Annotated in this window: 9 protein-coding genes and 1 tRNA gene; 3 read left to right on the top strand and 7 right to left on the bottom strand. The window is 62.3% G+C overall.

Annotated elements, in window-relative coordinates; translation table 11 throughout:
• Positions 1-34: 34 nt before the first annotated feature.
• From ABDZ98_RS14045 to ABDZ98_RS14025, 5 genes are all read right to left on the bottom strand, one after another.
• Positions 35-1,744 (bottom strand): ATP-binding protein, encoded by a 1,710-nt coding sequence (locus tag ABDZ98_RS14045; protein WP_237437483.1) that lies wholly within the window; start codon positions 1,742-1,744, stop codon positions 35-37.
• Positions 1,745-1,868: 124 nt separating this feature from the next.
• Positions 1,869-2,654 (bottom strand): TIGR02186 family protein, encoded by a 786-nt coding sequence (locus ABDZ98_RS14040; RefSeq protein ID WP_160591404.1) that lies wholly within the window; start codon positions 2,652-2,654, stop codon positions 1,869-1,871.
• Complete coding sequence (locus ABDZ98_RS14035; protein ID WP_160591402.1) at positions 2,651-3,562, bottom strand: sulfite exporter TauE/SafE family protein; 912 nt, start codon at positions 3,560-3,562, stop codon at positions 2,651-2,653. The genes ABDZ98_RS14040 and ABDZ98_RS14035 overlap by 4 nt, the downstream gene beginning before the upstream one ends.
• A 54-nt stretch (positions 3,563-3,616) precedes the next feature.
• Positions 3,617-4,870, bottom strand: coding sequence for a hypothetical protein (locus ABDZ98_RS14030; RefSeq protein WP_160591400.1), 1,254 nt, complete (start codon positions 4,868-4,870; stop codon positions 3,617-3,619).
• The gene (locus tag ABDZ98_RS14025; protein ID WP_160591398.1) at positions 4,867-6,270 is read right to left on the bottom strand and encodes a glycosyl transferase family protein; all 1,404 of its coding nucleotides are present in this window, start codon (positions 6,268-6,270) and stop codon (positions 4,867-4,869) included. The genes ABDZ98_RS14030 and ABDZ98_RS14025 overlap by 4 nt, the downstream gene beginning before the upstream one ends.
• A gap of 119 nt (positions 6,271-6,389) precedes the next feature.
• On the opposite strand from ABDZ98_RS14025, the gene nhaA reads away from it, so the two are divergent.
• Positions 6,390-7,604 carry a Na+/H+ antiporter NhaA gene (nhaA, locus tag ABDZ98_RS14020; RefSeq protein ID WP_160591395.1) on the top strand — a complete coding sequence of 405 codons (1,215 nt, stop codon included), beginning with the start codon at positions 6,390-6,392 and terminating at the stop codon, positions 7,602-7,604.
• A gap of 64 nt (positions 7,605-7,668) precedes the next feature.
• On the opposite strand, the gene ABDZ98_RS14015 is transcribed toward nhaA, so the two are convergent.
• Positions 7,669-7,953 (bottom strand): DUF3297 family protein, encoded by a 285-nt coding sequence (locus ABDZ98_RS14015; RefSeq protein ID WP_160591393.1) that lies wholly within the window; start codon positions 7,951-7,953, stop codon positions 7,669-7,671.
• 165 nt (positions 7,954-8,118) lie between these two features.
• Between ABDZ98_RS14015 and ABDZ98_RS14010 the strand changes: the two genes are divergently transcribed.
• Together ABDZ98_RS14010 and tig are read left to right on the top strand one after the other, a co-directional pair.
• A tRNA-Leu gene (locus tag ABDZ98_RS14010) sits at positions 8,119-8,203 on the top strand.
• A gap of 50 nt (positions 8,204-8,253) precedes the next feature.
• Positions 8,254-9,822: a trigger factor gene (gene tig, locus ABDZ98_RS14005; protein ID WP_160591392.1), complete on the top strand. Its 1,569-nt coding sequence runs from the start codon at positions 8,254-8,256 to the stop codon at positions 9,820-9,822.
• A 108-nt stretch (positions 9,823-9,930) separates the two neighbouring features.
• Here the strand turns inward: tig and ABDZ98_RS14000 are convergent, their stop codons facing one another.
• The gene (locus ABDZ98_RS14000) at positions 9,931-12,063 is read right to left on the bottom strand and encodes a TonB-dependent receptor plug domain-containing protein (protein ID WP_160591379.1); all 2,133 of its coding nucleotides are present in this window, start codon (positions 12,061-12,063) and stop codon (positions 9,931-9,933) included.
• Positions 12,064-12,072 lie beyond the last annotated feature (9 nt).

Raw genomic sequence — 12,072 nt, 5'->3', positions numbered from 1 at the left:
GCGCCTGAGGCTAAATCAGAAAATCAAGGCAACGTCAGTTGCCTTGAGTTCTCCAGCGCTGGACCACGCGTTCGACCTGTTCTTCCTCGCCGCCTTCGTCGTTCCACAGTTCAACGAAGCTGGGATCTTCGGAAGCCGGGCGCTTGCTCTCTTCCAGATTGTCGAAGCTCACGCGGATCGGGATGGAAACACCCTCGCCGCAGATGATGCACTCGCGGTTGCGCAGGGCGGGAATGGAATCGAGGAAACCGCGCGCGCCTTCGGGCATGGCGGCCTTCACGAATGCCTGGTCGCGGTCATTGTTGAGACGCATGGAGATGATCGTGCCGCACTGCGACAGCACGCCCTCTGCAAGGTCGGACGGGCGCTGCGTGATCAGCCCCAGCGAGATGCCGTATTTGCGGCCCTCCTTGGCGATGCGGGAAAGGATGCGGCCCACGCTGGAGCCATCGGCATTGCGTTCATTGGGAACGTAGCGATGCGCCTCCTCGCACACGAGCAGGATCGGGCGGGTCTTTTCATTGCGGCCCCAGATGGCGAAGTCGAACACCATGCGCGACAGCACCGCCACCACGGTGGAGGTGATGTCCGAAGGCACGCCGGAAACGTCGATGATGGAGATCGGCTTGCCCGCGCTGGGCATGCGGAAGATCTGCGAGATGAAGCTGGCCATCGTGTCACCCACCAGCATGCCAGAGAACATGAACTGATAGCGCGGATCGGCCTTCAGCTCCTCGATCTTCGTCTTGATGCGCATATAGGGGGCGGTGGTGGTGGCCTTGTCCAGCTTGCCCATCTCGTCCTGCAGCATGTTGGTGAGGTCGGACAGCATGTAGGGAATCGGCGAATCGACGGTGATCTTGCCCATGCCCTGCGCCAGGCGGTTTTTCGACCGCGCGGCCAGCAGGCACTTGGCCAGAATGTCCTTGTCTTCCTGAAGGTCGTCTCCGCCCGACTTGAGCAGCACTTCGCAGTGCTCCTCGAAATTGAGCAGCCAGTACGGCATCTGCAAGTTCGATACGTCGAAGATGGTGCCGGTGTTGCGGAAGGCCGCCGAATATTCTCCGTGCGGATCGATCATCACGATATGGCCCTGCGGCGCAGCCTGGCAGATGCGGTGCAGGATCAGCGCGGCGCTGGTGGATTTACCGGTACCGGTGGAGCCCAGCAGCGCGAAGTGCTTGCCCAGCATGGCATCGACATAAATGCCCGCGCGGATATCGGTGGTGGGATAGACGGTGCCGATCTGGATCGAACTGCGTCCGTCCGAAGCGTAGATCTGCCGCAGGTCGGCCGTGGTGGCGGGATAGATCAGCGCGCCGGGAATGGGATAGCGGGTCACACCGCGGCGGAAGGAATGGATCTTGCCGGTCAGGCGCTCTTCCATCCCCTCACCCATAAAATCGATATTGGCGATGATGGAGTTACCATCCCCGCGCCGATCCTGGCGCTGGTTGCGGACACTGGCGAGCAGCCAGCCATCCTTGGTCTTGATCTTGATCTGGCTGCCCACCTGTCCGGCCAGCGCGATCGAGGGATCGGCATCTTCGGCACACTGGATCAGGCGCTGGAGGTCCAAAGCGATCTGTGATCCAGCGCCGGCAATTTCCAGCACCACGCCCAGCGGCGTGGTGGCATTGTCCAGGCTGGTGTTCACGGCATCCTGCGCCGCGTCATCGACCAAGGCACCAGGTGCGGGAGACGCGCTGGTGGCGGAGAGACTATCCCTTGGCATGTCGTTCATTCTGATCGCTTTCCTAGCTGCAAAGCCAACCCAAGCGATTAGGCATTCGGAGTTAATATCGCGTCAACTGCAACAGGCAGCGGGATTTGCCTCAATCTTTCGCCGTCGGACCAGTCTTTTACCTTCAGACCAGTGCGAAAAGCCTGCCGGCCACCCAGCCCATGAACACCGAAAGCGCCACTGCCAGCAGGCCATAGAAGAACGAATTGACCTGCGCCTGTTCGGCCACCACCCGGTCAAAACCGCCCTTGCGCACCTGCACTTCGGATGTTGCCGAGGCGATCACCCGGCCACCGCGCACGGCGAAGGTTTCCGCCACATAGCGCCCCACCACCACATTGGAGGGCAGGTGAATCCGCGCCTGATACAGCACATCCTCGCTGATCGTCACGCCGCCTTCATCCTGCTGGAACAGCTCCATCCGGCTGCGCAGGTCCACCAGCCCGGCGGTGAAGCGCGCATGCTCTTCAGGATCGATCGTGCCGGTCGGCGACAATTGCAGGTAATCCAGCCCGAATTCATAAATCGCCGCCGTGCGCTGATCGACAATCTGGTCCACCGGACTGGAACTGGCGAGGGCGAAGAAGGACGGGACGGAGCGGAAATCGGTATTTTCCGCATTGATCCAGATGCCGGCAAACTGCTGCTTTTCACGCAGGCGGATCGCCTCGTTCGGGCCGCGCAGGATCACCACAATGTCATAATCGGCCCGCGCCCGGCTGCCATCGGGGTCCAGAATAGCGCCGAACAGCAGCAGTTCGGTGCCGGTAAAGCCCTGCCGCACCAGCACTTCATGCTGCGATATCTCGGACACCAGGATCGGATCGCGGGCCTGTGCCAGCGCCGCCTGGGGCAGCGCGGTGATCGCGGCCACCGCCAGCAGCGGGATCAGCAGCAGGCGGCGGATCATAATGGCTCCACCGTATAAACTTCGTCCGGCACCCAGCCGAGGCCGATCAGCATGCGCAGCGCCACCAGCAGGACGATGGCCGCCAGCATCAGCCGCAGCCATTCCGGCTTTACGGAGGAAGCGATGCGAGTGCCGATCTGCGCGCCGGTGACCGATCCGATCAGCAGCAATCCGGCCAGCACCAGATCAACCGCCTTGGTCGTCAGCGCGTGGGTCATGGTGACCATCATGGTCACGAACAAGATGTTGAACAGGCTGGTGCCGACCACGACATTGGCGCTCATGCCCAGAATGTAAAGCATGGCCGGGACCATGATGAAGCCGCCGCCCACGCCCATCAGCATGGTCAATATGCCCACCAGGATTCCAAGGATCAGCGGGGCGAGCGGAGAAATATACAGGCCCGAGCGATAGAAGCGCCAGCGCATCGGCAGGCTGGCGATCAGCGGGTGGTGGCGCCGTTTGGCCGCGCGGCGCTTTTCCTGCGGCTTGCGATACAGCGCCTGAATGCTCTCACGCCCCATCATCCCGCCAATCGTGCCCAGCAGCAGGACATAGAGGATGGAGATGACCACATCGATCTGGCCCAGCGCCTTGAGCAGGTTGAACAGGCCCGCGCCGATCAGCGCGCCGATCAGACCGCCGGCCACCGTCACCGCGCCCATCTGGTAATCCACGCCGCCGCGCCTGCTCTGCGCAAAAACGCCCGAAACGCTGGCGCCGGTCACCTGAGTCGCGGCGGATGCGGCGGCGACCGTTGGCGGGATGCCATAGAAGATCAGCAGCGGAGTGGTGAGAAAGCCCCCGCCCACGCCGAAAATTCCCGAAAGAATGCCCGTTCCAGCGCCAAGCAGGACAATAACCAGTCCGTTGACGGCAAGATTGGCAATGGGAAGGTACACATCCATATCAAGCGCCTAAACCATAGGCGGATTTGATAGAAGGTGAATGGTGAGTTGTGCCTAAAATCCGGCGGATAGTGTGAGCGCAGGGCCACTAGCCGGCTGCGCATCGCCCGCCACGCGGAAGCGATAATCAGCCGCCACACGCCCGCGCGTATCGCCCAGGCGGAAGGTTACAGAGGCGCTTGGGCCGATATCCAGCCTGCGGGCATCATCCTGCGCGCCGCCCCAGACCGCGCCGCCTGCGCGCAATTGCACGTCCTGGGAACCCGCCAGCGCACGATCGACGCGCGCCTGCCCATCGACAAAGGCGGTGGCGAAATCGCCGCCGACATAGCCGCCCTGCAGATACAGCTCCCCGGTCAGCCCGGCGGGCAGCTCTACCGGCGGCAATTCGGTCACCGCATAGGCAGCGGGCCGCACATCTGTTCCGCCAGCACGCCGCGCCAGCCGCATTTCAGCCGCGAGGCGAATCGGGACAGCGGCAATCGGGCGGGCAGAGACGCCTGCCGCCGCTTCATGCTCACGCGCACCTTCCAGCGCGCCCGATCCGCGCACGTATACTTGCGGCCGGTTGCGGCTGGCCGGTGCCAGGGAATATCGCACCACCGCGCCTGCCTGGCTGCGGCCATAGGACGGACGGCCCGAAAGCAGCGGCGATGCGCTGTCCTGCCGCCACATCAACCAGCCATCGGCGGACCAGCGGCCCTCCCCGTCTTGCTGCGCGCCCGCATAGGGCACCGCGAAGGGCGCGGCCTGCGGTGCAGCAGCTGCAACCGAGGCCAGACCGGTATCGCCGGATCGACCGGGCACACGGTCTTGCACCGGATCGAAGAACACGCGCAGATGCTCGGGCACTTCCAGTTGCGAGAAGGCCGCTGCCAACAGCATCGTATGCCCCGCCACAATCCGTTGAGGCGCCTTATGGGCCGCATTCTGAGGCGTGTTCCGGAGCAAGACCTGCGATGTATCGGAAAGCTGTTCGCCGTCCCATGGCTGCGCGGCGCGATCGGGATCGTTCCAGCCACTGGCCGCAGGTGCATCGGGCACGGCGGGCGGCGCCCAGTCCAAAGCCTCTCCACCCTCACCCGCGCGCAATGGCGATTGCAGCCGCGGGAAGCCGGCGGGAGGCGTATCCTGCGCGCTTGGCGCGTCCGCTGCGGTGGTGTTGATCAGCTGCGCGATCATGACATGGGCGGGGAATGGCGCTTCCCACGTGGCCGCGCGCATCCCGATCCAGCCCAGCATCACCAGGCCCAGCATTGCCAGTGGCTGTCCGCGCCAGGCGGGTCTGCTGTTCCGGCCCCGGTTCATGTTGTCGGGACTTCACGCAATGTCGCGGCGGGATGCAGTTCGTGATGGGTCTTTTCCCACAACACCTCGCCACCGCGCAGCGTGCGGGCATAGGCCACGATTGCCCTGCGCCCGGCCATGATCGCGATCACATTGGTCACCGGAATGCGCAGGATGGCGCGCAGCCCCTCAACCGGGCCATATTCGCGGGCGGTAAAGGCAAAGCGCACCAGCGCCCGCCAGACAAAGCTCGCAAGATTGGCGACAATCAGCATGCTGAGCAGCGGATCGGTCTGCCACGGACGCTCGACACCCAGTTCGCCCAGGACAAAGAACAGACCCGCCAGAATGAAGAAGGCATATCCGCAGGCCAGCACCACAGCGGCCATCGGCCCGCGCCGGTCACGCAGCCGCATCCAGCGTTCGGTCAGGCCGCCTTCCCAGCCCAGACGGTCCCACCCCTGCAGCGCAATGCCATGGACCCAGCGCGATTTCTGGCGCACGCAGGAATCGATCCGGGAAGGGAAAAAGGCCCGCGTCGCCACCAGCTCGCCATCATCGCCGCGCACGCGCAGGAAGCGGGAACGACCGCCCGCCGCCTCTATGCGCATGCCCAGCTCATAATCCTCGGTCAGCGATTCGACGGAAAAGGGTGCATTGGCGTCCTGCAGGTGAGCCATGTCCCGCAGCATGCCGCGATCAAGCGCACAGCCCACGCCTGCGGCCGGCAGGCAGGCCCCCATGGCATCGCGCACCACCATGGTCTTGCCATGCGCCTCGGCAAATTCCTCGCAATAATGGCTGCCGATCCAGCGCGATTCCTTCTGCGGCAGAGGCAGGACCGGGATCTGGACGAATTCAAAGCGCTCAATCGCCTTGTCCATCAGGCCCATTTCCGCGGGATCGACCATGTCTTCTGCATCGTGCAGCAGGACCATGCGCACATCCTGGCCGCTGCGCTGTTCGTCCATCTCCATCGCGGCATACAGGCGATTGAGGCAATCGGCCTTGGTCGAGGGGCCATCGCAATCATGCACCACAATGCGCACGCGGCGATCGTTGCCGGCACCGCGCATGGCGGCTTCCAGTGTGGCCATATCGTTGCGATAACAGCCGACATAAATCACATATTCGGTGTGCGACCAGGCCCTGAGAGCATGGGTGATCGTGTGTTCGATCACGCTCTCTTCCTTCCAGGCGGGAATGAAGACGGCTGCATGACCGTTCAACCGGCGCGTGCGCACATCCTCGCGCACCAGATTGAGGCTGCGGTTGCGGCCAGTCAGCCGCAGCCAGGCCCACAGTCCGTCAACTGCCAGCTCGTCCAACGCCCCGATCAGAAAGAACATGCCGGCAAAAAGCAGTAACTCCTGCTCTACAACCGCCAGCCATTCCAAGATGGTCCAATGCCCCAGATTCATTCACTCACCAGTAAGGTCTTACGTATTTTTTCATAGGCCTATCGATCACAGACAAAAAACTCAATGATCCGTCAGGCGAGGGTTGCATCCTTACCGCAATTGCGAAAAGACGAATACACATGGCAAACACACCGATCATCAGAGCAGTCGTCCGGCCCTTCAAGGCCTTGTTCATCAGCGATGCCTTCGAAGGCGTCCTGCTGATCGCGGTTGCCGCGGCGGCCATGTTCGTGGCCAATTCCGCGGTGGCGGACAGCTACCACCACCTGTTCCACGGAGAGTTGTTTCCCAGCGCCACCTTCAAGCTGAACACGCTGCACCTGTGGATCAATGACGGGCTGATGGCGATCTTCTTCTTCGTTGTCGGGCTGGAAGTGAAGCGCGAACTGATCGTCGGCAATCTGTCCGATCCCAAGCAGCGCACGCTGCCGGTGCTGGCGGCGATTGCCGGCATGGCGGCTCCGGCGCTGGTCTATACCCTCATTGCCGGCGGCGAGCCCAATCTGGTGCGCGGCTGGGCAATCCCGGCGGCAACCGACATCGCCTTTGCCATGGGCGTGGTCGGCCTGCTGGGCACGCGCGTTCCTGCGCCCCTGCGGCTGTTCCTGCTGACCGTGGCGATCGTGGACGATATCGGCGCGGTGATGATCATCGCGGTGTTCTTTACCGCCAATATCAAGCTGATCTGGCTGATCGGATCGATCCTGGTGCTGGGCGCGATGATCGCCATGAACCGCATCAAGGTGGACCGGATCTGGCCCTATATCTTTGCCGCCATCGTGCTGTGGTACTGCGTCCTCAATTCAGGCGTCCATGCCACCATCGCTGGCGTATTGGCCGCGCTGACCATCCCCATGCACCGGCGCGACGGCAACAGCCTGCTGGAAAATATCGAACACGGGCTGGTGGGCTGGAACGCCTATCTGGTGGTGCCGCTGTTCGGCTTTGCCAATGCCGGCGTGGCGCTGGCGGGCATGGGTCTGCCAGAACTGCTCGCACCGCTGCCGCTGGCGGTGGCATCGGGTCTGGTGGTGGGCAAGCAGGTGGGCATCTTCACCTGCGTCTATCTGGCCGACAAGCTCAACATCGCCAAGAAGCCGGACGGTTGCAGCTGGCCCGAAGTGTGGGGCGTGTGCATCTTGTGCGGGATCGGCTTCACCATGTCGCTGTTCATCGGCGAACTGGCCTTCCCGCAATATCGCCTGCTGATAGACGAGGCGAAGATCGGCATTCTCACCGGCTCGCTGATCTCGGCCATACTGGGCTATATCGTGCTGCGCATGACCACCACCCATCCGGACGAGAAAGACGATCCCTACGATCCAGTCGTGTGAGGCCAGTCGTGTGAGGCCGGTGGTGTAAGGTCAGTTGTGTGAGGAACGGCCTGCGCGGCGGGCCTTAGCCCTTCTTGTTGACCGGCGGTTCGTCGCCCAGGTCTTCATACCAGGCTTCCACCGGGCCATTCAGCTTGATCGTCAGCGGACGGCCCTTGCGGTCCATCGTCTTGCCCGCCTGCACGCGCACCCAGCCTTCGGAAATGCAATATTCCTCAATATCGGTGCGCACCCGGTCCTTGAACCTGATGCCCACGCCGCGTTGCAGCTTGTCAGCATCGAAGAATTCGCTGGAGGGGTGGATTGCCAGGTGATCGGGCGGTGTGTCTTGTTCGGTTTTGTCGCTCATGGTTGCGCGCTTAGCCACGCAATGGCGGGAAAATCAATCACACTTCATCGCATGATATGCAGATTAAGCCATTTTGCACGCTCGTGCCGCTTGCCCTTTGTGCTTAGCAAATATAAGGGCGCATGCCTGTTTGTCAGGCGCATGCCTGAGCGAATTCGTCGGGCCGCGGGCGTGGCGGAATTGGTAGACGCGCTGGTTTTAGGTACCAGTATCGAAAGATGTGGGGGTTCGAGTCCCTTCGCCCGCACCAGTTCCTTCAGCGATCTGGGCAAGGCAAGATTATTGAAAAGGCACGGGTAAATGCAAATTGTCGAAACCACCAACGAAGGCCTCAAGCGCGCCTACACTCTGACCATTCCGGCCAAGGATATCGATGCCCGCATCGATGCCGAGGTGAAGAAGGTTGCACCGCAGGTGAAAATGCCCGGCTTCCGCCCCGGCAAGGTGCCTGCAAATCTGGTCCGCAAGATGCATGGCGAGGCGCTGCATTCCGATGCACTGAACGCCACTTTGCGCGAATCGGTCGAAGGCCTGATCCGTGACAAGAAGCTGCGTCCCGCGCTGCAGCCCAAGGTCGACATGACCGCAGGCTATGAACAGGGCAAGGATGCCGAACTGACCATCGAAGTGGAAGTGCTGCCCGATATCGAGGTGCCCTCCATCGATGGCCTGAAGCTGGAAAAGCTCAACGTTCCGGTCAGCGATGCGGACCTGGATGCGGCGCTGGCGCGTCTGGCCGAGGGTCAGAAGAGCTACAAGGACGCCGCCAAGACGAAGAAGGCCGCTGACGGCGATCAGATCGTGATCGATTTCGTCGGCAGCATCGACGGCGTGGAATTCGAAGGCGGCAAGGCCGAGAACACCCCGCTGGTGCTGGGCTCCGGCCAGTTCATCCCCGGTTTCGAAGACCAGCTCACGGGCGTGAAGACCGGTGACAAGAAGACCATCACGGTAACCTTCCCCGATGATTATCCGGCCGAAAACCTGAAGGGCAAGGATGCCCAATTCGCCGTGACGGTGCAGGCTGTGAAGGTCGAAGATGAAACCAGGATTGACGAGGAATTCGCCAAGAGCCTGGGCCTCGACGGTCTCGACAAGCTCAAGGAAATTCTCAAGGGCCAGCTGGAGCAGGAAACTGCCGGGCTCACCCGCACGCAGATGAAGCGCCAGCTGCTCGATACGCTGGCTGCCGATTATGATTTCGAAGTGCCGCCAACCATGGTTGAGGCTGAATTCGAACAGATCTGGAACCAGCTGCAGGCAGAAGCCGCCAAGGAAGAAGATCCCGCTACGGCGCAGAAGGAAATCGAAGCCGAGAAGGACGATTACCACCGCATTGCCGTGCGCCGTGTGCGCCTGGGCCTGTTGCTGTCTGAAATTGGCCAGGCCAATGGCGTGGAAGTTACCAACCAGGAAATGTCCATGCTGATCCAGCAGGCCGCGCAGCAGTATAGCCCTGCCGACCGTGAGCGCTTTGTCGAATATGTTCGCAGCGAACCGATGGCCCAGGCCCAGCTTCGCGCGCCGCTGTATGAAGACAAGGTGGTCGATTTCCTGTTCGACAAGGCCGAAGTGACCGAGCGCGAAGTGACTCGCGAGGAACTGGAAGCCGCGATCGAGGCGGAGGAATCCACCGCCGCCAAGCCTGCTGCCAAGAAGAAGGCACCGGCCAAGAAGGCTCCCGCCAAGAAGGCAGAGGCAAAGCCGGCTGCGGAGAAGGCAGAAGCCAAGCCCGCCGCAAAGAAGGCCCCTGCCAAGAAGGCTCCGGCCAAGGAAGCAGCAAAGCCTGCCGCGGAGAAGAAGCCCGCTGCCAAGAAGGCACCTGCGAAGAAGGCTCCGGCCAAGAAAGCTCCGGCAAAGAAGGCCTAGACCCAGCTGCAGTCGGCTTCGGCCCAGACAAAAAGAGGGCGGCCCTGCCAGATGGCGGGGCCGCCTTTTCTATTGCGGCATGCGAGTCTTGTGGGGAGGACTGGCCGCTCAGAAACTTCCTGAAACGCTGAGATTGAATACCTGGCCGATGGCCAGCCGCCGGTCTTCGCTGAACAGCACCGGTGCGGTGTTGCGCGGGCCGCTGTAGATCGTGCGTTGCAGCACGTTGCGGCCATTGAAAATATTGCCCACGCGGCCCCTGATGGTCAGGCCCAGCACATCCTTGTTCTCGACAAAGATCGCCCCGAAAGTGGCGACATTATAATCCAGCGTGACTTCCCTCAGGCGATAGCCGAGCGCGCTGCTGGTATCGCGGAATTCCACGCCCCAGGCCCAATCGGTATCGGGCACGTCATGACGAAAATCGAGGCGAATCTCGAACGGGGAATTGCGGTCGAAACGGCGGGGCAGGAAGGTGACCGGATCCAGCAGGTTGGAATCCTCGGCGCTGATGCGCACGTCCAGCTGGGCACCGCGCCAGCCCAGTGCCTCCATCTGAAGCGTACCGTTCAGACGCAGGCCCCGGCGGTGTGCACTGTCGATATTGCCGCTCGATTCCCCGCCGCCAATGGTGGGGATGATGGTCAGGAAGTCCTCTATCCGGTGATCGAACAGCGTCAGCGTGGCCGAACCCCAGCGCCCGAAGTTCCTGGACACTTCCAGCTCGGTTTCCCAGCTCTGCTGCGGGCGCAGCTGGTTGTTGCCGGTGCTCTGGTTTTCATCGGTCAGATTGACGCTGGCGAGGAAGTCACCAAAATTGAGCTGTCCCACGCGGCGCGCAACTTTCAGACTGATGTCCAGCCCGTCTGCCGCCGCCCAGGACAGCGAAACCGTGCCCTTGGGCCGCTGGAACGTGCGCGACAGGGCATTGACGCCGGTCTGTGAGATCTTTGAATATTCGCCGCCCGCCGCCAGTTGCAGCGACAGCCCCTCGGTCAGCGAGGTGGAGTAGCTGAGGATCGATTCGAACCGCTCCTCGCGCACGCCGCCGGTCCCCGCGGGGAAGGGAATCTGGAAGAACTCGTCGGTGATGGCGTTATAGCCGAACAGGCTGGCGACATTGTCGAGCCGGTTGAACGCCGCTTCGCCCGAAATCTGCCAGTCGCCGTTCAGCATTCCCCAGCTGTATTCGGCCCGCGCGATCCGTTCGCCCGTGTCGCTCAACCGCTCGTACCTGCTGCCGCTGGTGGGCGCAGTGCCCAGGTCGAGCAGCGAACTTGTCTTGAAATTGCCGTGCTCGTAGCTCTCCAGAGCGATCAGCTTGAGCTTGCCGGGGCCGAGCGGGAACTCGATATCGCCGCCGATCTCGTAGGAATGCTGATCATTGGTGGAGCGGAACCGCTCAAAGAATGTCGGCAGCGGATTGAGCGCGGTGCGGCGCTCCTCCTCATCAGACCGGAAAATGGTAAGCCCGCCCGAGAGGTTCAGGTTGACCTTGACCTCGGGCGCAATCTCGAAGGCAAAGCTGCCGGTCAGCGAGGGGCGCTTGAAGTCCGCCGATTGCGTGTTGAACCGCTCATCCACCACGCCTGCACTGTCGGTGAAAATGGAGGGGCCTTCCGACCCACGGATGAAGCCGCCGCTGTTGAAGGCGAGCGAATAATTCACCCCGCTTGCGGAGCCGCGCACCGAGATATTGCCCTCGCTCCAGCCAACAGGCGCGGGTCCGGTGGAAATCTGCGGGCGCCAGGAAAACTGGCCCGACATGCTGCCCGTGCGCACGATGACATTGGCCACCTGGCCAGACAGGCCGGGAATTTCCAGCGACGCGCCATCGACAATCTCGATCCGCACCACATTGCTGACCGGGATGCGCGACAGTTCATCGCGCGTGCTGGTGGATTTGCTGGAAATCCGGTCCCCGTTGATCAGCAGATTGCCCGATGCCTCGCCAAAGCCGCGTCCGCCGCCATTGAAGCCGCCGCCGCCCCCTTCGACATTGAAGCCGGGTATCTGTTCGATCAGGTTGAGCGCTGTGCGCGGGGCGAAACGCGCGAAGTCTTCCGGGACATAGACACGCGGCGCGTTGGAAAGCGGGAAGTTCTGCTCTGCGGCAACGGGCTGCTCGCTCGGCCCGGCGAGCAGTTCACCGGGAATGGCCGTGTCTTCTTCCTGCGCCCACGCGGGATTGGCCGCGCACAAAAGCGCAGCAGCAAGGGCGAAGCGCCCGGCATCCCTCAACAACAATTG

Source organism: Alteraurantiacibacter aestuarii (assembly GCF_039523595.1).
GTDB lineage: Bacteria > Pseudomonadota > Alphaproteobacteria > Sphingomonadales > Sphingomonadaceae > Alteraurantiacibacter > Alteraurantiacibacter aestuarii.
The sequence above is the reverse complement of the archived record's forward strand: the minus strand, read 5'-3'. Positions and strand labels throughout refer to the sequence as shown.